The following is a 24,557-nucleotide window of genomic DNA, read 5'->3' on the forward strand; positions in this document are numbered from 1 at the left end:
TGACAGCCAAAGACCATCTATTTGATATATTTAAATAGATGGTCTTTTTACATCATCGTATTTCTCATACTTCCTTTGACATTCTCAATGACTTCAATTGTGGTCCTTTTACAAAGAAAATCGCGTTACCACATAAAATCAGAATTACTCCGATCACGGCATTCATCTGCCATTGATAACCTTCCCAAACTGTAGAAATGAGCAATGCTACGAGTGGAAATAGTAAAGTACTATACGCAGCCTTGCCTGCCCCAATTCGTCCTACCAAATAAAAATAAGCAGTAAAGCCAATCACTGAACCAAAAATTGCTAAATACAATAATGCACTCACAGAACTCACAGGCATACTTGGGAAAAAATCATCCTGCTTTAACAACGAAATCAATGCCATTAATACAGAACCATAAAACATGGCAAAAGCATTGGTTGTGAAAATATCGAGTCCGTGTTTTTGGTGACGCGTGCTGATCATATTTCCTAATGAAAATCCGTAAGTTCCGACCATACAAAGTCCGATACCCATCAGCGTATGACTATTTAAGGTCGTCCCAACCACGTCATGCCAAAACAAAGCCACAATTCCAAATAATCCCAACAACGCTGCAGAATAAAATCGTGTAGAAATTTGCTGAGAGAAAAAGAGTTTTGCATTAATGGTATTAAAAATAACAGCCATTGAAAAAATAACAGCTTCTAAACCGCTACTGATATATTGCACCGCATAATAAAAACAGACAAAGTTAAAACCAAAAATGCAACTCGCTTGCAACATACAAAACAGATGGTCTGTAACTGTCAATTTCTGTAATTTTCGAGTCAAGCAAATAAAAACAAATAACACCAATGCAGATATAAAAAAACGCCAAAATACAGCAACATTTGCTGCTATACCACTTTGTTGCTGTACCGTAATTGCAATCCATGTCGTTCCCCAGATCACCACAACCAAGGCATATAACAACGCATTCATTTCTAAAACCAAACTCAATCATAGAGATCACTATTTTGTCTAACTTCTCTCTATTCATGCTTGCATGATCTTGTGGTGATTATCATCAAATTGCGATTTTCTTTATCCGCTTTCGTATTGGTGACAATATCAATAGAAAGTCCTACACTAATCACGATACTTGCGCAGTGTGTAGAAGATGAAATATCAGATTCTAGATCAATTACAACAATATAAGGCCCAGTTGCTCGACTCGGTAAAACTGGGTTCGGGTATGCAACTCGCGATGTGGCAAAATAACCAAGATCGTGTCAGCGTTTGCAGTAATCATCACACCTTAAGCATGTATATTCAGGGCGGCTATCAAAGCTATCAAAAGACTGAGCATGGTTGGCACAATGGCGGTGGGCCAGATCGTATGTGTCTGATGCCGCAAGATTTCGAGTCGACATGGGATCTCAGAGATCCGCTTACTTTTGTGCATCTTTACTATACAGAACAACACCTAAGACGGATTGCCGAACAGGTTTGGGACAGAGAACCCAGCCAAATCGTCCTAAATCCACAGATTTTTGTGGCTGACCCGCAAATTTCTACGCTTTATCGACATTTTTTACTCAATGGTGCTTGGCAAAATCGTGAAAATCATTTGCAAATGAGTACCGCAACAACGCTATTACTCAATCACTTAATTAAAAATTATAGCCATACACAATGGACGACACCTGAAGTTAAAGGTGGATTATCACCCTATGTATTAAAGCAATTATTAGAATGGATCGATCAACACTTACACCTAAGCTTGACTTTATCTGATCTCGCTCAACAAACAGCATTGAGTGAATATCATTTTGCACATATGTTTAAACAGTCAATGAAAATGCCACCTCATCAATATGTCATGCAACGTCGACTAGAATTGGCACATCAAGCATTAGAACTGACCCACGAAAATCTGACGGATATCTCGACTCAATATGGATTTAGTTCGAGTAGTCATTTTAGTCATCGTTTTAAAAAGCATTTTGGCTACTCTCCATCGCAAATGAGAAAGAAATGATTTTCCCCTTCAATCATTTGAGTAAATTCTCATAAAAGCCATTTGATCATTCCCCTTAGACCTTTTGCCAAATACTCGGTAAAACTCCCACAATGAACGCTTTTTGTCATATAATTTAGCCCGCCAGCTATCAGCCCGCTCAAGAGAATTTTGATATGACAACGATCATCAAACAAGATGACTTGATTACATCAATCAAGGATGCCCTCCAGTTTATTTCTTACTATCACCCACAAGACTTTATCCAAGCGATGAGCCGTGCTTATGATCGTGAAGAAAACAAAGCTGCAAAAGATGCAATTGCACAAATCCTCATCAACTCACGTATGTGTGCTGAAGGCCATCGACCAATCTGTCAAGATACAGGTATTGTCAACGTTTTCCTTGAAGTTGGCTTAGACGTTAAATTTGATTTAACCATGAGCTTAGACGATGCAGTGAACGAAGGCGTGCGTCAAGGTTACTTAGAAAACTCAAACGTATTGCGTGCTTCTGTTCTTGCTGATCCAGCTTTTGGTCGTAAAAATACCAAAGACAATACCCCTGCTGTCATCCACTACAAACTCGTACCAGGTAATAAAGTAGATATTACTGTGGCTGCTAAAGGTGGCGGTTCAGAAAATAAATCTAAACTTGCAATGTTGAACCCATCAGACTCAATCGTAGACTGGGTACTCAAAACTGTTCCAACGATGGGTGCAGGCTGGTGTCCACCAGGTATGCTCGGTATCGGGATTGGTGGTACTGCTGAAAAAGCAATGATGCTTGCAAAAGAAGCATTGATGGAAGAAATCAACATGGACGAATTACTTCGTCGTGGCCCACAAAACAAAATGGAAGAACTCCGTATTGAGATCTTCGAAAAAGTGAATGCGTTGGGTATTGGTGCACAAGGTCTTGGTGGCTTAACTACAGTACTAGATATTAAAATCAAGGATTATCCATGCCATGCGGCAGGTAAGCCTGTCGGCATGATTCCAAACTGTGCTGCGACTCGTCATGCACACTTCCAATTAGATGGTACAGGTGTTGCACACATTCAAGCACCTAAACTTGAAGACTACCCTGCTGTAACTTGGGATTCTTCTCAATCTAAGCGTGTGAATCTCGACACGATCACTCAAGAAGAAATGAACTCGTGGAAACCAGGTGATACATTACTTCTTAATGGCACCATTTATACAGGTCGTGATGCTGCCCATAAGCGTATGGTTGACATGTTAAATAATGGTGAAGAACTTCCAGTCGACTTAAAAGGTAAATTCATTTACTACGTGGGTCCAGTCGATCCAGTTGGTGATGAAGTCGTTGGTCCTGCTGGCCCAACAACTGCAACCCGTATGGATAAGTTCACTCGTCAAGTGTTAGAAGCTACTGGCTTATTTGGTATGATTGGTAAAGCAGATCGTGGTCCTACTGCCATTGAAGCGATCAAAGACAACCAAGCAACTTACCTTATGGCCGTTGGTGGTGCAGCCTACCTCGTATCAAAAGCGGTACGTGAAGCTGAAGTTGTTGCATTTGCTGATTTAGGTATGGAAGCAATCTACAAATTTGTCGTTGAAGATATGCCTGTTTCTGTTGCTGTAGACGTAAATGGTACTTCAATCCATGCGACTGCACCGAAAATCTGGCAAGCAAAGATTGGTAAAATTCCAGTCGTTGATGCTGCTCAATAATTCCTTTATCAGAAAAATAGCCGAATCCATTGATTCGGCTATTTTTTTGTCTAAAGTTTCTGTTACATTACAAAAAGATAAAATGAGTATAGGGATAGAGATATGCGTAAGCGTTTACCCATCTTTATGATTGGGTTTTGTCTAATGATCAACATGCAGAATACTTTTGCTAGCCCCGCTCAATTGAAATCAGTTAAAGAACTGATCACACTTAGTGATCTTGAAAATGTTTTAAACGCCTCATTAGAGGAAATGCAGCCAGCATTAGACAAACAAGCCGAGAACATTTTATTAAATATTTTGGGTAAGAATGAATTAACCACCACACAAGAACATTTAGCCGTTTTAGAGCTAAGTCAGCTACTGAAGCAAACTAGCTCTAGAGTTTTTGCCCGTCCTGAAACTCTACAAAATATTGAAAAAATCTATGCCGAGGCTTTGACGGAAGAAGAAATACAAGCCTATCTCAAATTTTTGAAAACGCCTGAAGGTAAATCAATTAATAAGAAAAATCTGAAAATCAGCACCGATGTTTTTCAATATATGAATAGTTTGAGTGAGCAGACATTAAATGATCCCGAACAAAGCGCCAAACTGAAAGAGCAGTTTTTGACAATCATCAAACCACTCATTCAAATCAACTAGCACCTATTCTCGAGCTTGGTTTTACCAAGTTAAAGGATTCCATAACTTAAATGGTTTAACCAAATGTACTTCTGATTTTTCATCGTACTTCGCAGGCTTTAATTCCTGTGGCTTACTACGAATTTTCCCAGAGGCATCTTGCGCAACAAAGTTATAGCTAGATGATTTTAATCGAGTAAACGCAATCTCTTGGCGTGCGACTTTATCTGGCATAATCATAAATGGACCAGTATGCTCACTTCTAGAAATCTTATTTTCTTCATCGTATTTAATAAAATAAGTCTGTGCAGCATCCACAGTAAAATCGACATATTTCGGCTTTTGGAAGTGTAAGCCAGCCAAAGGACGACTTACGCTTAAACGATATGTACCTGCTGGTAGTTCTAACCAATAATAGTGATTATGCAACAAGCTAGGGATACGATGCCCATTGATAAATAAATTCGCGGCCGCAATTTCCTGACGATTCCAACGCGTATCTGGTCGGTATAAATAGACGACTGCAGCTTGTTCATTTTGCGGTTTGATAGGTTCGAAGTATTGACCTAATTTTTGATTGACCCAACCACCGACAGAGAAACCACCGACATGATATTGATCAAATAAACCCGGCTCTTTTTCTGTATCGATAGATGGAAGTGTCGCAGTCAATACAGTTGGATCATTTTCCACTGCCTTATGACTTTGGCAGCCAGCCAACACCCCTGCACAACATAATGACAATATTAAATAACGCATGACATCCCTCAAGGCGTTTTTTGAATTTATTTTTAACAGCGCAAAACTATGCGGATTTTTTCAATTTTAAGATTAACACCTCAACGCCTAATTGCAAATAAAAAAAGCATGAAAAGCCAAGCCTTTCATGCTTTTTTAGATGAATGTGAATTAAGCAGACTTAGAGTCAACCACTTTCAGATCCGTTTTTTCAACCAATTCCGGCGTACCTGTTTGTGGTAAACGTTCAGCTTTAAAAGTAGGTTTTGCTGTACCATTAATCACAGCTTCATCCACAATGACAGTACCTACATCTGTACGACTAGGTAAATCATACATGGTTTCAAGCAATACATTTTCCAGAATTGAACGCAAGCCACGCGCACCTGTATTACGCTCAAGCGCTTTCTTCGCCACTGCTCGCAATGCGGAATCATCAAATACCAAGTCAACATCTTCCATGCTGAATAAGTATTGATATTGACGAGTTAATGCATTTTTAGGCTCAGTTAGAATCTGCATCAAAGCTTCTTCATCTAACTCTTCTAAGGTTGCAATCACCGGTAAACGACCAATAAATTCAGGAATTAAACCGAATTTAACCAAATCAGTCGCTTCAACTTGACGGAATAATTCAGAGACTTTTTTGCTGTCATCTTTATTCTTCACATCAGCAGTAAAACCGATTCCGCCTTTTTCTTGACGTTGTTGTACGATTTTTTCCAAACCAGAGAAAGCACCACCACAAATAAATAGGATATTCGCAGTATCAATTTGGATAAATTCTTGCTGTGGATGCTTACGGCCACCTTGTGGTGGGATAGAAGCAACCGTACCTTCAATCATTTTCAATAATGCTTGTTGTACGCCTTCGCCAGACACATCACGAGTAATCGATGGATTTTCAGATTTACGAGTAATCTTATCAATCTCATCAATATAAATAATACCTTTCTGTGCTTTTTCTACATCATAATCCGCTTTTTGCAGTAGCTTTTGCACGATGTTTTCAACATCTTCACCGACATAACCTGCTTCAGTGAGTGTTGTTGCATCTGCCATTGCAAAAGGCACATCGAGTAAACGAGCAAGCGTTTGTGCAAGTAATGTCTTCCCTGAACCTGTTGGTCCAATCAGTAAGATATTACTCTTGGCAATCTCAATTTCAGGGTTTCCATGCTGAGATTGACCAACCTTCAAACGTTTGTAGTGGTTATAAACCGCAACTGACAATGTTTTTTTAGCAACATCTTGTCCGATGACGTATTGATCTAACGCTGCACGAATTTCATGTGGTTTAGGCAATGGTTTTGTCGCCCAATCGCCTGCTTCCACTTGTTGACTTGTTTGCACTAAATCCAAGCAGACATCCACACACTCATTACAAATATATGCGTCCTCACCTGCAATCAATTTTCCAACTTCAGATTGCGTCTTACCACAAAATGAACAATGTTTTTGTCCTTGAGGATGTTCGGACATATTTACTCCACCACTTAAATCTTAAACTTAGTTTTTAAAAATCAAGGACGCTTACTAAGCACTTGATCAACCAAACCATATTCTTTTGCTGCTTGCGCAGTCATGAAGTTGTCACGATCTGTATCACGAGCAACCGTTTCATAGTCTTGACCACTATGTTCAGCCATTAAGCGATTTAAACGCTCTTTGATAAATAAAATTTCACGAGCATGAATTTCAATATCAGAAGCTTGACCACGAAAGCCGCCTAAAGGTTGGTGAATCATGACACGTGCATTTTCAAGACAGTAACGTTTGCCTTTTGCACCAGCATTTAATAGGAAAGCGCCCATAGAAGCAGCTTGTCCCATACAATAAGTCACGACATCAGGTTTAATAAACTGCATCGTATCGTAAATAGCCATACCCGCAGTCACCGAACCCCCCGGTGAGTTAATATAAAGATGAATGTCTTTTTCTGGATTTTCAGCTTCTAAAAATAACATCTGAGCAACGATGAGGTTTGCCATGTTATCTTCTACTTCACCCGTTAAGAAAATAACGCGCTCACGTAACAAACGTGAATAAATGTCAAATGAACGCTCACCACGAGATGACTGTTCAACGACAACAGGAACTAAAGCATTTTCAATTGTTGGAACATACATACGTTTACTTATTCCTAAATTATTGTGACTCGGTCTATGCCAACAATATGAGGGATAATCGACGAAATTGCAAAAGGTTCAATCTGAAATATTCGATTATTTAGACTAAAAGCTGGCAATTTCATTGGAAATTAACACTTTCATAACACGGATAAAAAAAGGCGCAATAAGCGCCTTTCTTTTAAACTTTTGAAAGCTTAGCCACGACGTGCTTGTTGCTCTTTCAATAAGTCTTCATAGCTTACAGCGACATCACTTACTTTAGCCGCAGCTAAAATGTGATCTACAACTTGGTCTTCTAAAACAACTGCTTCGATTTGAGCACGTTGTTGTTTATCATTTTTGAAGTATTCAACAACTTCTGTTGGATCTTCATAAGAAGAAGCCATGTCATCGATGTAAGCATCAACGCGTGATTGGTCAACTTCAAGTTTAGCATCAGCCAATACTTTGCTAACCAATACACCAAGCTTAACTGATTTTTCAGCTTGTTCTTTGAACAACTCATCAGGAAGCATGCTGCTATCAAACGCACCAGCGCCTTGAGCACCAAACTGTTGAGTGAACTGTTGGATCATTTGTTGACGTTGACGGTCAATTTCTTGAGCAACCATAGAAGCTGGAACTTCGATTTCATTTGCAGCAACAAGTGCATCAAATGCAGCTTGTTTAACTTGGTTACGAAGACCGTTACGAACTTCACGTTCCATGTTTTTACGAACGTCAGCTTTTAACTTATCTAAGCCTTCTTCTTCAGTTAAACCAAAGATTTTCAAGAATTCAGCATCAATCTCAGGAAGTTTTTGTTTTTCAACAAGCTTCACAGTGATTTTGAATTGAGCTGCTTTACCCGCTAAGTTTTCAGCTTGGTAGTCTTCAGGGAAAGTAACATCAATCACTTTCTCTTCGCCTTTCTTCATGCCGATGATACCGTCTTCAAAGCCTGGAATCATACGACCAGAACCAAGAACTAGTTTAAAGTCTTCAGCGGTACCGCCTTCAAACTTCTCACCATCAACAGTACCTTCAAAATCGAAAGTCACTTGCATGTCTTTTTTCGCCATGCCTTTGGTTTCAGTCCAAGAAGCACGTTGTTTTTGCAAGTTTTCAATCATTACATCAACATCTGCATCGTTGATTTCTGATGATTTACGCTCAACTTCTAAATCAGCAAAAGCTTTCACTTCTACTTCAGGATAAACTTCAACAGTTGCTTCAAAAACTAAAGCATCATCTTTGTTTTCAACTTTCTCAATGTTCGGCATACCGACCGCATTGATTTTTTCTTGTTGAATCGCTTCGAATACTGTGTCACGAATGATGTCATTCACAACTTCTTGATAAATGCTCGCACCATATTCACGGCGAACAACATTTAAAGGCACTTTACCTGGACGGAAGCCGTTGATCTTCACAGTTTTAGCAGTGCGTTTTAAGCGAGCTTCAAATTGCTCGTTAACACGGCTCGTCGGTACAGAAACATTTAAACGACGGGCAACGCCCGAAACCGCTTCAGTCGTTACTTGCATGGCTTCCTCGATATATAGTTAGTAGTAACAATTTTAAAAGTGCCACATTATATGACAACTTTGCTGATATACAAAATTAGTCAGGCATTCTAGCAGCAAAAGTGAATCCGAGCATCTCTACCAACTCGCCTCTTTTAATTATTTTCAGTGATTATTCTAAATAGGTGAAAATTGCATATACCCAAGGTTAATTACTCCACCATAAAAAACGCTCGTATTTTAAACAATCAAAACCCACAAGAACTTACACTTTATTACACTATTCTATTTCTTTTTCCAAAGTTATATGATCTTAAGATCGTTAAAACCAATCTCAAAGAATTGCATATAGAAATAAGAATAATTATTATTTGCATGAATTTTAAGGTTTACATGGATACGATATGTCTTCTTTTATCAGAACACGTAAGAAATTTGTTTCTTCTGCAATTGCATCTTCTCTCTCAATGATCGCAACAACAGCGATTGCTCAAGATCAAAGCCAAGTGGTTCAGCTTCCAACGATCCATGCTAAAGCTACTATTGAAGAATCCCTAAAAGTAGATCACTCAGCGAATGCAAAATTTGTTGTTCCGTTAAAAGACACTCCCAAATCAGTATCAATTCTTTCTCAAAAACTTATTAAAGAAACAAACTCAAATACCCTACTCGAAGCACTCCGCTATGAACCAGGCATCACTTTAGGTGCTGGCGAAGGCGGTACACCATTCACAGATATGCCTTATATTCGTGGCTATAGTGGTCAATCTTCGATTTATGTTGATGGCGTACGCAATACAACTTCTCAAAGTCGCGACATGTTCGCAATAGAACAGGTTGAAGTTATAAAAGGATCATCTTCAACACTTGGTGGAGGTGGTAGTGTTGGTGGGAGTATTAATCTAATTCCTAAAGTTGCGCATGAAGGTGATGTTTACCAAGGCAGCATTCAGAGTGGAACTGACAACTATCGCCATATTCAGCTTGATGCCAATAAAGATTTTAATAATGGTGTTGCAGGCCGTATCGTTATTATGGGTCATGAAAATGAGAAACCTGGCCAACATAACGGTGCTGAATTTGCTCGTGCAGGTATTGCATCAAGTCTAGCTTTGGGACTAGATACAGCAACACGCGGTACTTTCAGCTATTACTATCTACGTAGTAATGACGAACCAGATGCTGGTATCCCATTTAATAGTCCGACCAAAGCACCAGCGGGGGTTGATCTAACACCAGGAGATGGGCGTCCAGTTGATGTGAAAGCAGGGACCTATTATGGCTGGAAAGATCGTGATTTTGATAAACGTGAAAATCATATCGGTACATTCAAACTGGAACATGATTTCACTGAAGATTTAACATTATCAAACGTAATGACTTATAACAAATCGAAGTCAGACTATGTTTATACGAATGCTGATGACTCAAATGGTAATATTTATCGTGGAACGATTTCTCGTCGTGCTTTAAGCCGTATTGTAGATACTGATGCTTATAGCGATCAACTTTCTTTAAGAGGCAAGTTCAATACAGGTTCATTCAAACATTCATTTAATGTTGGTACAGAGTGGAGCTATCAAAATACTGATCAAGGCATGCATACCTTTACCGATGCTGCTGGCCAAACAACTTCGACTATTTTGGCATCGAATATCAGCGGTTGCGATACCACTGCTGCTATGGCAAATGCTTGGTGTACTGGCTTAAATAATCCTGGTAATGGTACATTCACTGATACTTTAGGCAGTATTAAAGGACAATCAACTACACGCAGCCGTACAGCTTCTGTTTACGCATTAGATAGTATTGAATTTAACCCACAATGGTTACTTAACTTAGGCGTTCGTTGGGATAAATTTGAAACTGAGAAAAAATATAATAAAGATGTTTATAAAACAGATGCAAATCGAGCATATACATCAGAAGTCTCAATCCCTAAAGGCACTAAATATGAAAGTGACTCTGACTTCTTTACATATCAAGCTGGTCTAGTCTTTAAGCCAACTGAAGCTGGTAGCATTTATGCAAGCTTTGCAACTTCAGCAAATCCTGTAGGCGTTCTTGCAGAGGGTGATAGCAGCGATAATGCTCTAGGCACAACGGATGTTATCAATGCACTTAAGCCTGAAGAAGCTCGCACTTTTGAAATTGGGACCAAATGGGATCTATTTAATGATCGTGCAAACTTAACTGCTGCAATTTTCCGTACCGAGAAACAAAATACCCGAATCCAAATTGATCCTACTACTACAGCCAATGCTGGTGAGAGTAAGGTCGATGGTTTTGAAGTTAGCTTAAACGGAAAGATTACCAACAAATGGGATATTTCTGCGGGTTATAGCTACTTAGATAGTGAAATCACTAAAGCCGCTTATAACGCTATTGCTCAGGAGGGTAAACCACTCCCATTTGTAGCTAAAAACAGTGCAACTTTATGGTCAACTTATCGTGTATTACCAAGTTTGACTATAGGTGCTGGCGCAGAATATCGTGACCGTGTATATGTAAATACAACTGCACCAAAATTTCTACCAACTTATACCATCTATAATGCTATGGCAAAATATGATGTGAATAAGAATGTAAATCTGCAACTTAACATTAATAACATTGGTGATAAGCGTTACTTCACTAGTGCACATGCAGCGCATTATGCTTTTGAAGGTAATGGTCGTAACGCTGTACTTGCTGTTAATTTTAAATACTAAGACTGAATCCCATAAGTTTATTATGGAATTTATCTAAGTTAATATAAAATAGCCTCTACAAAGAGGCTATTTTTATTACTATCTATTATTCAAAAGGATATGTTCTGTGATTCATCATATACCTAATGTATTAAGCAAAGAACAAGTTGCAGAATTCCGCAAAGTAATGGAAACAGCAAATTGGGTTGGTGGAAAAGTAACAGCAGGCACACTATCAGCAGCTGTTAAAAAAAATCAGCAGCTTTCAGAACAAGATCCTCTCACCCATCATTTAAGTGAGATCGTGATGCAAGCCATTTGGAAACATCCGACGTTCCAAGCTGCGGCTCTACCACGACAGATTATTCCACCACTATTTAATCGCTATGATGAACACGAGACCTTTGGTTTTCATGTCGATAACTCCATTCGTTTGATTCGTGGTACGAGTCAACAAATTCGAACAGATTTATCTTGCACACTTTTCTTGAGTGAACCAGAAGAATATGACGGCGGCGATTTAGTGATTGAGGATACTTATGGTTATCATGAAGTAAAACTTCCTGCAGGTGATGTCGTACTCTATCCTTCTACTAGTTTGCACGAAGTCAGTAGCATCACGCGTGGCACTCGCTTTGCTTCATTTTTTTGGGTGCAAAGCCTTATTCGCGAAGATCAAAAACGTCATATGCTGTTTAATTTAGATGAAAGCATCCGCCAGCTCCGCAAAGATCACGGCGACGACTATTCAGAAGTGATGAAACTTACCAATCTCTATCACAACCTCATTCGTATGTGGTCGGAACTATAAAGTTTCAGCATTAAGAAATAATTTATTTTTCCCATTTTTTTATAAATCATGGGAAATTTTTCTCATAATTCTTAGAATACTGCAAAAAATAGAAAAACATTTTCCACTTGTTCAAATTAAAATGTTTTATAGACCTTTGCAGTCGCTTGTGTTTTCACCTAGACTGGTTTTTACTAGATGATGAATATAACTGCAAAACCCAATCACTGATTTGAATGGTAGAAGATGAAAACAACTCACGGTGTTACCTATCCGTCTAATAATACAAAACATCTCGCTGCTCTCCTGATGCTGCGCCTCGCGCGCGTATAAATTTTTTGCCTATTTTTTCAGGTACTCGATCCCCATATTTTCTTTAAATTGATTCTTATAGACCCCATATATATTTGTAGTACGTTGCATTTAATTTGACTCAGCAACCATGCTACAACAAGGAGTTATCTCATGATGTTGGCTGACCCAAGCAAAAAATACCGCCGTATGTATCAACGAGTGGATTTACCAGATCGTCAATGGCCAAACAACGAAATTAACAAAGCACCGATTTGGATGAGTACCGACCTTCGTGACGGTAACCAAGCGATTTTTGAACCAATGAACATGGATCAAAAATTGAAAATGTTCAAAATGTTGGTGAAAATCGGCTTTAAACATATTGAAATCGGCTTCCCTTCTGCTTCACAAATCGACTTCGACTTTACTCGTATGTTGATTGAAGAAGATTTGATTCCTGAAGATGTATACATCGAAGTATTGGTTCAGGCACGTGATCATTTAATTGCACGTACATTTGAAGCTTTAGTTGGTGCGAAACGTGCGATCGTCCATATTTATAATTCGAACTCCCCGACTTTCCGTAAGAAAGTGTTGAATGTCGATGCAAATGGTTCAAAACAACTTGCAATCAATGCCGCGACAAAAGTAAAAGAGTATGCAGCCGAATATCCAGCAACGGACTGGATTTTCCAGTACAGCCCTGAATGTTTCTCTGCAACTGAATTAGAAGTCGCAAAAGATGTCTGTGATGCTGTAACTGAAATTTGGGAAGCATCTCCTAGCAACAAAGTCATTTTAAACTTACCTGCAACAGTCGAAGTTTCAACACCAAATGTCTATGCCGATCAAATCGAATGGATGCACCGTAATTTAGCACGTCGTGATGGGGTGATTATCTCAGTTCACTGTCACAATGACCGTGGTTGCGGTATTGCAGCATCTGAGTTGGCAATTATGGCAGGTGCTGACCGTGTTGAAGGTTGTGTGTTTGGTAATGGTGAACGTACAGGTAACGTTGACGTTGCCGCAATTGCCTTGAATATGTACACCCAAGGTGTTGCGCCAGAATTAGACTTCTCAAATATCAATGAAATCATTGCAACTGTTGAAGAATGTACTGGTTTGCCTGTGCACCCTCGTCATCCATATGCAGGTGATTTAGTCTTTACTGCATTCTCTGGCTCTCATCAAGATGCGATTAAAAAAGGCTTTGAATTCCAGAAGGATGAAGACATTTGGGATATGCCATATTTACCAATCGACCCTAAAGACTTAGGTCGTGATTATGATGCGGTGATTCGTGTGAATAGCCAATCTGGTAAAGGTGGTATTGCCTACTTATTAGAGTCAAATTACAACGTTGCATTGCCACGTCGTGTACAAATTGAGTTCAGTCAGATCGTACAACAACATACTGATGAAAATGGCACTGAGATCAGCGCAACTGAAATTTGGACTTTATTCCAAAACACTTATGTTGATATCAAAAACCGTCATTATCAAATGAAGCATTATCAATTGTCAGATATCAATGGCACACAAATCATTGAATTAGACATTGAAATTGAAGGTGAGATTCAACGCTTACGTGGCGAAGGTAATGGCCCAATTTCAGCGATGTTAAATGCATTACAACTTCCAATTGATGTTGTGAACTATGAAGAACGTAGCATCAGTTCAGGTGCAAATGCGAAAGCGCTTGCCTTAATTGAGCTTCAAGTGAAAGGTGCTGGTAAGAGCGCATTTGGTGCAGGTGTTCACGACAACATTGTCACTTCATCAATTGAAGCAATTATCGCATGTACTAACCGCTTGATCGAGCAAGGGGTTTTGACAACTGAACAAGTGGTTGCAGCAGCCGTCTAAATTTGTGAAATTTCACATAATGCTCAGTAAAGCTGAGTTGTAATATCAGAAAAAATGACTTTTGAAAGGATACCTGAATTGGTATCCTTTTATTATTAATGATTTAATATAGGGCGAATCATTCCAGTGTCTTTTCCATCGGATTCAGTGGGTTTAGTCACACCACAAAAGTTTCAGTTTGAACAACCTCTAGAACTCGAATGTGGGCGTATTCTCCCCCGTTTTGATTTGATGGTTGAAACCTATGGAACACTCAATGCAGATAAGTCAAATGCGATCTTAATTTGCCATGCATTATCAGGACATCACCACGCTGCTGGTTTTCATCATGAAGATGATAAAAAAGCAGGTTGGTGGGATAGTTGTATTGGCCCAGGAAAAGCAATCGATACCAATCATTTCTTTGTGGTTTCATTAAACAACATTGGTGGTTGTAGCGGTTCAACTGGCCCAACTTCGCCGAATCCAGAGAATGAAAATCGCCCTTATGGCCCAGACTTTCCGCTTGTTACAGTCCGCGACTGGGTAAAAACTCAAGCAATGCTGTCAGATCGTCTAGAGATTGAGATTTGGTATGCAGTTATTGGTGGTTCATTGGGTGGCATGCAAGCATTGCAATGGTCTTTGGATTATCCAGATCGTTTAAAAAAATGTGCCATCATCGCAAGTGCACCAAAGCTTTCAGCACAAAATATTGCATTCAACGAAGTTGCACGCCAATCAATTCTTTCCGATCCTGATTTCCATCATGGTCGTTATTTGGAACATGATAGCTATCCAAAACGTGGCTTAATTTTAGCGCGTATGGTTGGGCATATTACCTATCTCTCCGAAGAAGCGATGAAGCAAAAATTTGGCCGTGATTTAAAATCAGGCAAATTTATGTACGGCTTTGATGTCGAATTCCAAGTAGAAAGTTACCTTCGTTACCAAGGCGAACAATTCAGCCGTAATTTCGATGCAAATACCTACTTGATTATGACCAAGGCATTGGACTACTTTGATCCATCTCGTGAATATGAGCACTCTTTGACGAAGGCTATGAGCCAACCTAAATGTAAGTTTTTGGTCATCTCATTTACCACGGATTGGCGTTTTAGCCCAAGCCGCTCACAAGAGTTAGTGGATGCATTGATTGATAATCACAAGCCTGTCAGCTACTTAGATATTGATGCTGAACAAGGTCATGACTCGTTCTTGTTCCCAATCCCACTTTATGTAAAAACACTACGAGCATTTTTAGGTGGAGAACAACAGTTGCAATCGACACCGCAGGAGGTTCACTAATGCGTATAGATCAACGACTCGCTGAAAAATGGATTAATCCGAATTCGAGCGTACTCGATTTGGGTTGTGGTGATGGTGAATTACTGGCTCATATGAGTAAACAGCACAATATTCGTGCCTATGGTCTAGAAATTGATCAAGAAAAGATTGCAATTGCGATCAGTCGGGGGTTAAATATTATCCAACAGGACTTAAACTTAGGTTTAAGCCGCTTTGCCGACCAATCTTTTGATTCTGTGGTTATGGCACAAGCTTTGCAAGCTGTAGATGCACCAGATGTATTACTTCGTGATATGGTGCGTGTCGGCAAACAGGCTATTATTACCTTTCCAAACTTTGCGTATTGGAAAACACGCTCTTTTCTAGCATTAAAAGGGAAAATGCCTGTTTCGGAAGCTTTACCTTATATGTGGTATAACACCCCGAATATTCATTTATGTACTTTCCGTGACTTTGAAGCCTTATGTGCTGAGAATCGGATTAAAATTATTAATCGACTTGCCGTTAATGGTGACCAACAAGGTAGTATGCTGAGCAAGCATATGCCGAACCTATTTGGTGAAGTCGCAATTTATCGAGTGAGCGCTCTATGAAAAAGACATTAATCAGCACATTTTTATTTGGTCTGATCAGTATACAAGCGCATGCTGACTATGTGACTCAACCGCAATCGGTTGCAGCACAAGCAGCACGATACTCAGTAATGGGTATTGATGAGTTACAACGCGCATCAAAAGCTGGTCAGGCTGGGGCACAATTTTATTTAGCAACTCGTTACCAATACGGTAAGGATGTGGCTAAAGATGAGAAACAAGCTTTTTCTTTGTTTAAAGCAGCAGCAGATCAAGGTATCTCAGCAGCACAATTAAACGTAGGTCGCATGTATGCTGATGGTATTGGTGTCAAAAAAGATGAAGCTTTAGCACGTAAATACTTTGAGAAAGCAGCAAGTCATGGTGACAATCGTGCCAGCTTTAATCTTGCAATGATGGAAGAGCAAAAGAAAAACTACATGGGTGCTTATCAATGGTATGAGCTTTCTACTCGTGATGGCATGCTCGACACTAAAGTAATTAAACTTTCAGAAGGTAAGAAAACTGCTTTAGCTGCTAACTTAACGCAAGATCAAATCCGTACTGCACGTGACCGTGCTGACAAATGGATTCAAGCACAGTAATTAAATCTACAAAATGACCTTTAGCATATATCTTTTAGGTACAATCTAAAGGTCATTTTTTTAATAGTATTCTAATAAATATTTGCTAAGTGAAAATATCATTCGAAGTTATACCTTATTCAAATGGGATATATTCTGGTCTCAACATACAAATTATTCCTTATGACTTACAACGAAATCCTAATTGCCATAATTCAATTGTGATTGATGAGTTTGCTTTTTCTTTAATAGAACGGTTGTTTTTAGAAAATGAAAATCCTTGGTCACATTGGGGTTACACTTATCTTGATACTGAAAAAACAATTATAGTTTTAAAAAAATTAAGTAATTATAAGACGTACTTAAGTTCTAAAAATTATTTAAATTATAAGGATGATGTCAAACTTCTTTATAAAAGAGATACTAAGATTTTTAAGAAAAAATTTCCTAAATATAAAAATGAAGTCTTAACCATGATTGATCAGCTAATAGCATTTCTAACAAAGATTTTGGAAAAAGATATTAATGGTATCACTGTAATTGGTGTTTGATTTCTCAAGATTCAATCTAGCGCTAAATTAAGTATAATCATTACTAGTTTTATTGAGATTTTTGCAATGTCTACTCCCCTCTGGTTCTCTCAAGGCAGTCTTGTCCTTGCAAGTAACAACAAAGGCAAAGTTGTCGAATTTGAACACCTCTTTCAACAACTCAACCTTCCTGTCGAGATTATTCCTCAAGGTAAACTGGATATTGAAGATGCGATAGAAGATGGTCTCAGCTTTGTTGAAAATGCGATTATCAAAGCCCGTCATGCCTCTAAACTATCAGGTAAACCTGCACTTGCTGATGATTCAGGACTTTGTGTTCCAATTCTAGGTGGTGCTCCAGGCATCTATTCAGCTCGTTATGCGGGTGAACATGGTAACGATGCTGCCAACAACCAAAAACTTTTAGCTGACCTCGCACCTTTTCGCAAAGATGGCGAAGTGATTGAAGGCATGTTTGTTTGCGTACTCGCATTAGTCACACATGCCGAAGATCCTTTACCACAAATCTTTCAAGGTATTTGGACAGGTGAAATCTTAGAAACTGCCCGCGGAGAAAATGGATTTGGTTATGACCCCCTCTTTTGGGTAGCTGAATGTAACTGTTCGAGTGCTGAACTCAGCAAAGAAGAGAAAAGTAAAATCAGTCATCGTGGCAAAGCAATGCAACTCTTCAAAGCCAGCTTAATTTAAATCAAGCTGCGTGCTCTAGTTGATGAATAAAAACTAGAGCACTTTTAGATAAAATAAAAAATCAAATACGCTTAAATTAGAAAAAACGCCTGTATTAGGTATTGATTACAAATCAAAAAGTAAAATCATCTATTCAAATATTTAAAGCTAATTGTTCCTCTGTCGCAAAATTGCAATATAAGTGTCACATATTTGTCATGCCAAGCTGTTGAGATATATACAAAGTTTGATAGGAATAAAATTATGGCTGGTTTATCTATTTGGCATGTACTCATTTTCGCTATTGTGGTTATTTTACTTTTCGGTACATCTAAGCTTAAAAACTTAGGTAAAGATGTTGGTGGCGCGGTAAAAGATTTCAAAAAATCAATGAAAGAAGAAGATGAGGCAACTGCATCTTTAAATGAACCACGCACGATTGATGCTCAAGTTAAAAATACTGAAAGTTCAGTAAAAAACTAAGCGAGCCTGATTATGCTGAATTTGGGAATGTCCGAATTATTAGTATTCGGCATTATTGCTTTACTTGTACTCGGGCCTGATAAATTACCTGAGGCTGCTCGTTTTGTCGGTAAATGGTACACAAAAATAAAACGCCTCGTCAGTAATGTTCAGAATGATATTGATCGTGAACTCCGACTATCAGAATTACGTGAGCAAATGCAAAAAGAGATGCAACGTATCGCTGAGCTAGAACAAAAAATGCAAGTACAGATCAATGAATTAGAACAGCAAAGAGCGTCTGTTCTTGCACAAGAGAACTCGACTAGCAGTGACCAACCAATTAAGGTTCAAACATCATATTCATATCTCATACAGCCTTTAGCATTGATTTATTTTCCTAAATTCGCTGTCTTACACTTGGAATCCTATAAATCAAACTCGGATTCTGACTCATCGGTTTCAGAATTAAAGGTAGCTGTATGAACCCATCGTCTACTCAACAATTACCTTCATCTAATACGGTGAATGATGAGCAAGAAAATAAACTAGAAGAAATGCCGATTACGAAGCATTTAATGATTTTAAGGAAACACTTATTTAAAATCGTAAGCGCATTACTCGTTTTATTTTTTTGCTTGTTGCCTTTTGCAAATCAGACTTATCAATTACTTTCTGAGCCATTAAGAGCACAGCTTCCTGTTAGCTCATCAATGATTGCAACAGATGTAACCGCAACATTCATGGCACCATTCAAGCTGAATTTTTTCGTTGCTCTTATGCTTGCAATGCCTTTCATCATTTACCAAATTTGGTCATTTGCAAAGCCCGCTCTGTATGAAAAAGAAAAATCTTTGGCGTTTCCATTATTAGTAAGCAGCATTGTCTTATTTTACGCTGGTATCGCTTTTGCGTATTTTATTGCTCTTCCTTCTATTTTACATTTTTTTATGAGTGTATCGCCTGAAACTGTAGCCCCTATGACGGACATCAATAGTTATCTAGCTTTTTGTTTGAAACTATTTTTAGTATTCGGTTTAACTTTCGAAATCCCTATCATTACATTATTACTGATTTTAATTGGGATCGTAACAACACAAAGCCTAGTAGAAAAGCGGCGGTTTATCATCGTTGGATGTTTTTTTATTTCTATGTTCGTTACCCCACCCGATGCTATTTCAATGATTATGTTAGCAGTCCCAATGTGGCTCCTGTTTGAGCTTGGATTACTGTTTGGAAAAATTATAGAAAAAAGAAAGACGGCTTAGATTATTCTTGAAAAAAAACAGGTTTTTACCTGTTTTTTTATTTCTTATATTTTACTTATTAATTGATTTTTCACAAATTTGTCATGCAAATGTAAATGCTTCGTCATATTTAAACATTAAGTTAATTGGGGGAAAACTTTCAGAACAACTGTTACTATTTTAGGAATATTCCATGACCGAGCTATCGCCATATCATGAAGATCAAGAGTTGGATAACAACACATCAGACAATATCCATTTCCGTGACATTTTAGAACAACACATTAGTCGCCGTAGCTTAATTAGCAAAACTGCGAGTGGTGCTGTCGCATTAACTTTGGCTTCTACGTTGACTGGCTGTAACGACAACGATAATAATAACTCTAATAATAATGGTGGAACACCAACACCTGTTGATCCGAATCAAAAACCAGAAAAATTGTCATTCTCACCAGTCTCAAAAAATCTAGATGATATTGTTACTGTTCCTGAAGGTTATCAAGCGACTGTTTTATATGCTTTAGGTGACTCGATCAACCCAACATATGCTGAATGGGATGATAATAATATTCCATCAGGCCCAAGTTTCCAGTTTCGTTCAGGTGACTGTCACGACGGTATGCATTACTTCGGCATGAATGCTTCTACTCAACGCTTTGATGAAAGCATTTCAGATCGTGGTTTGCTGGTCATGAACCACGAATATATCAACCCAACTTTCCTACACCCTAAAGGACCAACGAAAGTTGATGGTCGTCGCCCTGAAGATGAAGTGATTCGTGAAGTAAATGCACATGGTGTTTCTGTCATCGAAATCAAAAAAGATAAAACTTCACAAAAGGTAGAGGTTGTTAAGAACTCTATCTTCAACCGTCGTATTACGGGTTCTACAGTAATGGACTTTGCTGGCGCCGCTGCTGGTTCAGCTTTACTTGCAACTGCTTATTCACCAGCTGGCCGCCAAACACGTGGTACACACAATAACTGTGGTAATGGTTACACGCCATGGGGAACTTATCTAACAACTGAAGAAAACTTCATTGGATATTTTGCTCGTAGCACAACTGACGATGCTTTACGCAGCCCAGAAGAAATTATTGCACTGAAACGCTATGGTCTAAAAGCTGGTTCTAGCTCACGTTATGGTTGGGAATCTGCAATTGGTGGAGTTGAATCTCAAGACCTATATGATCGTTGGAATGCTGATGCGAAAGCAGATATGGCAACAAAAGATTATCGTAATGGACCAAATACATTTGGCTGGATGGTTGAAATCGATCCATTTGATGGTCGTCAAAACCCAGTAAAACGTACTTCATTAGGACGTTTTGCACATGAAGATAGCGCCTGCCGAGCTGTTGTAGGACAACAACTCGCATTCTATATGGGTGATGATTCACGCGGTGAATACATCTATAAATTTGTGTCAGATGCAAAATGGGATGCCAACGATATTAATGGCGGTTACGCTGCTGGCGATAAATACATGAACGCTGGTAAGTTATATGTTGCGAAGTTCAATAATGATGGTTCAGGTCAATGGATTGAACTTAGCTTTGGCAAAAATGGCTTAAATCAAACCAACGCAGTTTATCCATTTAACTCTCAAGCAGATGTTGTAACCTTTGCTCGTTTAGCTGCTGACTCGGTTGGTGCGACCAAAATGGACCGTCCTGAATGGTGTACAGTAAATCCAGAGAATGGTGAGGTTTACGTTACTTTAACTAATAACTCTAACCGTGGTTCAAGTTATCCAACAGATGCTGCAAACCCTCGTACTTATGAAGATTTATATAACAATACAAAAACTCAAAAAGGCAATGTAAACGGTCATATTATTCGTTTCCGTGAAACTGCTGACTTAACTACTGCTGAAAGTTTCAAATGGGATATCTATCTATTTGGTGCTGAAGCTTCTATGGCAGCAAACATCAACCTTTCAGGTTTGACAGATAATAATGATCTTTCAAGTCCAGACGGTATGTGGTTTGACCCACGCGGTGTTCTTTGGATTCAGACAGATGACGGTGCATATACAGACGTAACAAACTGTATGATGCTTGCTGCTCTACCAGGTCAAATTGGTGATGGTGCTGCGGCGACCACTTCAAATGGTACTGAGACACTTGTTGGTAAAAAAGTAACTGATGAAACATTACGTCGATTCCTTACTGGACCAAAACAATGTGAGATCACAGGTATCGCTATGACACCAGACTACAAAGCAATTTTCATCAATGTCCAACATCCTGGTGAAGATTCAGATGATTATGCAACTCCAGCAAGTAACTGGCCTGCAACTCAAACAAATCCAAATAATACAACTGCTCGCCCTCGTTCAGCGACTGTTGTGATTACACGTACCGATGGTGGAGTAATTGCAGGATAATCCTAGCTTACCCGCTAAAATAATGCCGACAAATGTCGGCATTATTTATTTCAGCAAGCTCAGTGTTATTTCCTCAAGATGCCCCTGCTGCTCACCTTGTTGCGTTTTCTCAAGCCAATGCCACTGTTCAGATGTCATTCTTAAAAAATTCGAACAGCGCGTCCCATAAATCGGACTTTGAATAAAGGTGGAAGAAAGTAACTCCTCCATTTCCACACTGACTCCCGTATTTGGTAAAAGATCAGGAATAATCTTTCTCTCATCCTCCAAAATATCCCATACCGCATTTTTTAAATCTGATGCTGAAATATCAACTTGCTGCAACATCGGTAGAAACTCTTGTGTAAAACGTTTGCGCAAATGTTTAGTTTTCTCCCAATCCTCAGTCATTAATCCATTGGAAACCACGTACACACCATTGGCTAACACTTGAGGTGCTTCGCCACGATTACTCATATACACCGCTTGCTCACGATCACCAACGAATAAATTAAAGCCTGCATAGGCTTGTTGCTGTTGTTCTAAGTTTTGCGCGAAGCGAATGGGTGGCAAGTCACTTTCTAAAAAGTCCTGAATAAGTTTTCCACGCGAGGTTTCATATTGGTTTTTATCATGTCCATTGCGAAAGTTTGTCACAATTGCCCAGCGACCTGATGCGGTGACACCCATCCAAGTTCCGCCAGACTGTAAATCCTGTCCTGCAACGATCTGACTATTTTCCCAAAGATGCAGCGTTTGACTTGGACGATGATAAAACTCATCACGATTTGAAATTAAACAAAGTGGCATATCCTCAAGAACATGCCATGCAAAAGCGACGATACACATTATTTTGTTCTCACATCTTTACACATTGAATGTACAACATTTTTCACATCATTCCGCTACAATCTGCTCAAAATATAAAATTGAGGAACAGCAATGCTGACCTATCCTAATATTGATCCAGTCGCACTGAGCTTAGGACCAGTCAAAGTGCACTGGTATGGACTGATGTATTTATTGGCCTTTCTGTGTGCATGGGGTTTAGCATCATATCGCGCTAAGCAACGTGATGGATGGACTGGTGACATGGTCTCAGACCTTGTGTTTTATGGTGCGTTAGGTGTCGTGCTTGGGGGCCGTGTAGGCTATGTGCTGTTTTATGAGTTTGGTAAATTTTTAGAAAACCCACTCTGGTTATTCCAAGTGTGGACAGGTGGCATGAGCTTCCACGGTGGCTTCCTTGGGGTCATTATTGCGATGTTATTCTGGTGTAAGAAATACCAAAAAACATGGTTTCAGACTTTGGATTTCATCGCACCGTGTGTACCAACAGGTTTAATGTTCGGTCGTATTGGTAATTTCATTGGTGGTGAACTTTATGGTCGCCAAGTTCAAGATCCAAACTATCCATTTGGCATGATTTTTCCAACAGATCCATTAGGATTGGTTCGTCACCCATCACAAATTTATCAAGCTTTGTGTGAAGGTCTGCTTCTATTCATCATCTTATGGTGGTTTAGTGCGAAACCTCGCCCACGTATGGCAGTTTCAGCATTATTCTTGATCGGCTATGGCGTTGCACGCTTCTTCATGGAGTTCTTCCGTCAACCAGATATTGACCAAGGCTTTATCTTGTTTGGCTGGATGACCAAAGGGCAAATCCTTAGCTTCCCAATGATCATTATTGGTCTATGGATGATGTGGTATGCCTATCACAAGAAAATCTACGATTGGCAAATTAAGAAATAATAAAAAGGGAGCTGATGCTCCCTTTTTTCTAATTAAAACGTTCCGATTAACGCTTTCACGACCTCACCTAACCGCTTCCCTTGAGCTTCACACAACACTTTTTCATCTTGGCTTAAACTCTGATCATGACGAGGGCCACTGACATGACTCGCCCCATAAGGTGTTCCACCTGTTTTGGTATTTGATAGCGCAGGAATAGAATTCGGCAGTCCTAAAATCATCATGCCATGATGGAACAGTGGCGGTAACATTGTCAGCAATGTGCTTTCCTGCCCACCGTGCATTGATCCTGATGAAGTGAATACACATGCTGGTTTATTATGTAAAGCGCCATTCAGCCATAGGCTCGTGGTCTGATCCCAAAAATATTTCATCTCACTCGCCATGTTGCCAAAACGAGTTGGAGAGCCAAGTGCTAAACCTGAACAATGCGTGAGATCTTCTAAGCTACAATAGATATCACCATCTGCTGGAATACTTGGCTGAGCCTCTGTCACAACAGTCACTAAATTCGGTACAGTACGAATTCGTGCAGTCATGCCTGAAGCTTCAATTCCATCAGCAATCAAGTGTGCCATTTGCTTAGTTGAACCATATTTACTGTAATAAAGTACAAGAACGTAAGGTTGCATCAGTTTCGGTAATTTTGTTAAAAAGAACACTATACGACATTTTTTATAGTTTGCGCGGTAGTAAGTCTTGTGATTTTCACAAGATTTTTATTAAAAATAA

Annotated in this window: 23 protein-coding genes; 16 read left to right on the top strand and 7 right to left on the bottom strand. The window is 39.1% G+C overall.

Annotated features, from left to right (window positions below; all coding sequences use genetic code 11):
- Window positions 1–64: 64 nt before the first annotated feature.
- Window positions 65–970, bottom strand: coding sequence for a DMT family transporter (locus ACF8D3_RS03410; protein ID WP_392470167.1), 906 nt, complete (start codon window positions 968–970; stop codon window positions 65–67).
- Between the two features lie 178 nt (window positions 971–1,148).
- On the opposite strand from ACF8D3_RS03410, the gene ACF8D3_RS03415 reads away from it, so the two are divergent.
- From ACF8D3_RS03415 to ACF8D3_RS03425, 3 genes are all read left to right on the top strand, one after another.
- Window positions 1,149–2,009 carry a helix-turn-helix domain-containing protein gene (locus ACF8D3_RS03415; RefSeq protein ID WP_130134429.1) on the top strand — a complete coding sequence of 287 codons (861 nt, stop codon included), beginning with the start codon at window positions 1,149–1,151 and terminating at the stop codon, window positions 2,007–2,009.
- Between the two features lie 155 nt (window positions 2,010–2,164).
- Window positions 2,165–3,688, top strand: a complete 1,524-nt coding sequence (locus tag ACF8D3_RS03420; RefSeq protein WP_019385385.1) for a fumarate hydratase — start codon at window positions 2,165–2,167, stop codon at window positions 3,686–3,688.
- A gap of 102 nt (window positions 3,689–3,790) precedes the next feature.
- A complete protein-coding gene (locus ACF8D3_RS03425; RefSeq protein WP_278395914.1) occupies window positions 3,791–4,333 on the top strand; it encodes a DUF2059 domain-containing protein in 543 nt (180 codons plus the stop codon).
- A gap of 21 nt (window positions 4,334–4,354) precedes the next feature.
- Here the strand turns inward: ACF8D3_RS03425 and ACF8D3_RS03430 are convergent, their stop codons facing one another.
- The 4 genes from ACF8D3_RS03430 to tig form a co-directional block, all read right to left on the bottom strand.
- The gene (locus tag ACF8D3_RS03430; RefSeq protein WP_004877515.1) at window positions 4,355–5,071 is read right to left on the bottom strand and encodes a DUF2846 domain-containing protein; all 717 of its coding nucleotides are present in this window, start codon (window positions 5,069–5,071) and stop codon (window positions 4,355–4,357) included.
- 150 nt (window positions 5,072–5,221) lie between these two features.
- Window positions 5,222–6,532 carry an ATP-dependent Clp protease ATP-binding subunit ClpX gene (gene clpX, locus ACF8D3_RS03435; RefSeq protein WP_004877517.1) on the bottom strand — a complete coding sequence of 437 codons (1,311 nt, stop codon included), beginning with the start codon at window positions 6,530–6,532 and terminating at the stop codon, window positions 5,222–5,224.
- A gap of 41 nt (window positions 6,533–6,573) precedes the next feature.
- Entirely contained in the window at window positions 6,574–7,179 is a 606-nt protein-coding gene (clpP, locus tag ACF8D3_RS03440) for an ATP-dependent Clp endopeptidase proteolytic subunit ClpP (protein WP_004877521.1), read from the bottom strand.
- Window positions 7,180–7,376: 197 nt separating this feature from the next.
- Window positions 7,377–8,708, bottom strand: a complete 1,332-nt coding sequence (tig, locus tag ACF8D3_RS03445; RefSeq protein ID WP_004877523.1) for a trigger factor — start codon at window positions 8,706–8,708, stop codon at window positions 7,377–7,379.
- Window positions 8,709–9,091: 383 nt separating this feature from the next.
- On the opposite strand from tig, the gene ACF8D3_RS03450 reads away from it, so the two are divergent.
- From ACF8D3_RS03450 to ACF8D3_RS03505, 12 genes are all read left to right on the top strand, one after another.
- Window positions 9,092–11,398 (top strand): TonB-dependent receptor, encoded by a 2,307-nt coding sequence (locus ACF8D3_RS03450; RefSeq protein WP_392470172.1) that lies wholly within the window; start codon window positions 9,092–9,094, stop codon window positions 11,396–11,398.
- Between the two features lie 106 nt (window positions 11,399–11,504).
- On the top strand, window positions 11,505–12,188 hold the full coding sequence (locus tag ACF8D3_RS03455; protein ID WP_004877527.1) for a Fe2+-dependent dioxygenase: 684 nt from the start codon (window positions 11,505–11,507) through the stop codon (window positions 12,186–12,188).
- Between the two features lie 444 nt (window positions 12,189–12,632).
- Window positions 12,633–14,330, top strand: a complete 1,698-nt coding sequence (gene leuA / locus ACF8D3_RS03460) for a 2-isopropylmalate synthase (RefSeq protein WP_392470174.1) — start codon at window positions 12,633–12,635, stop codon at window positions 14,328–14,330.
- Window positions 14,331–14,456: 126 nt separating this feature from the next.
- Window positions 14,457–15,617 (top strand): homoserine O-acetyltransferase, encoded by a 1,161-nt coding sequence (locus tag ACF8D3_RS03465; RefSeq protein WP_061516177.1) that lies wholly within the window; start codon window positions 14,457–14,459, stop codon window positions 15,615–15,617.
- Window positions 15,617–16,210 (top strand): methionine biosynthesis protein MetW, encoded by a 594-nt coding sequence (gene metW, locus ACF8D3_RS03470; protein WP_004877532.1) that lies wholly within the window; start codon window positions 15,617–15,619, stop codon window positions 16,208–16,210. Before ACF8D3_RS03465 ends, metW begins: the two co-directional genes overlap by 1 nt.
- Window positions 16,207–16,794, top strand: coding sequence for a tetratricopeptide repeat protein (locus tag ACF8D3_RS03475; RefSeq protein ID WP_004877533.1), 588 nt, complete (start codon window positions 16,207–16,209; stop codon window positions 16,792–16,794). The genes metW and ACF8D3_RS03475 overlap by 4 nt, the downstream gene beginning before the upstream one ends.
- Before the next feature lie 89 nt (window positions 16,795–16,883).
- Complete coding sequence (locus ACF8D3_RS03480) at window positions 16,884–17,324, top strand: hypothetical protein (RefSeq protein ID WP_004877534.1); 441 nt, start codon at window positions 16,884–16,886, stop codon at window positions 17,322–17,324.
- Between the two features lie 66 nt (window positions 17,325–17,390).
- Window positions 17,391–18,014 carry an RdgB/HAM1 family non-canonical purine NTP pyrophosphatase gene (gene rdgB, locus ACF8D3_RS03485; RefSeq protein WP_061516176.1) on the top strand — a complete coding sequence of 208 codons (624 nt, stop codon included), beginning with the start codon at window positions 17,391–17,393 and terminating at the stop codon, window positions 18,012–18,014.
- A 243-nt stretch (window positions 18,015–18,257) separates the two neighbouring features.
- Complete coding sequence (tatA, locus tag ACF8D3_RS03490) at window positions 18,258–18,476, top strand: Sec-independent protein translocase subunit TatA (protein WP_004877539.1); 219 nt, start codon at window positions 18,258–18,260, stop codon at window positions 18,474–18,476.
- A gap of 12 nt (window positions 18,477–18,488) precedes the next feature.
- The gene (gene tatB / locus ACF8D3_RS03495) at window positions 18,489–18,941 is read left to right on the top strand and encodes a Sec-independent protein translocase protein TatB (RefSeq protein WP_004877541.1); all 453 of its coding nucleotides are present in this window, start codon (window positions 18,489–18,491) and stop codon (window positions 18,939–18,941) included.
- Entirely contained in the window at window positions 18,938–19,723 is a 786-nt protein-coding gene (gene tatC / locus ACF8D3_RS03500; protein WP_004877544.1) for a twin-arginine translocase subunit TatC, read from the top strand. The genes tatB and tatC overlap by 4 nt, the downstream gene beginning before the upstream one ends.
- A gap of 172 nt (window positions 19,724–19,895) precedes the next feature.
- A complete protein-coding gene (locus tag ACF8D3_RS03505) occupies window positions 19,896–22,091 on the top strand; it encodes a PhoX family phosphatase (RefSeq protein WP_061397363.1) in 2,196 nt (731 codons plus the stop codon).
- A gap of 45 nt (window positions 22,092–22,136) precedes the next feature.
- On the opposite strand, the gene ACF8D3_RS03510 is transcribed toward ACF8D3_RS03505, so the two are convergent.
- On the bottom strand, window positions 22,137–22,919 hold the full coding sequence (locus ACF8D3_RS03510; RefSeq protein WP_061392365.1) for an NRDE family protein: 783 nt from the start codon (window positions 22,917–22,919) through the stop codon (window positions 22,137–22,139).
- Window positions 22,920–23,012: 93 nt separating this feature from the next.
- On the opposite strand from ACF8D3_RS03510, the gene lgt reads away from it, so the two are divergent.
- A complete protein-coding gene (gene lgt / locus ACF8D3_RS03515; protein ID WP_023012912.1) occupies window positions 23,013–23,825 on the top strand; it encodes a prolipoprotein diacylglyceryl transferase in 813 nt (270 codons plus the stop codon).
- 32 nt (window positions 23,826–23,857) lie between these two features.
- Here the strand turns inward: lgt and wrbA are convergent, their stop codons facing one another.
- Window positions 23,858–24,457: an NAD(P)H:quinone oxidoreductase gene (gene wrbA, locus ACF8D3_RS03520; protein ID WP_392470185.1), complete on the bottom strand. Its 600-nt coding sequence runs from the start codon at window positions 24,455–24,457 to the stop codon at window positions 23,858–23,860.
- Window positions 24,458–24,557: the final 100 nt, after the last annotated feature.

The organism is Acinetobacter sp. YQ_14, from assembly GCF_043102985.1.
GTDB lineage: Bacteria > Pseudomonadota > Gammaproteobacteria > Pseudomonadales > Moraxellaceae > Acinetobacter > Acinetobacter venetianus.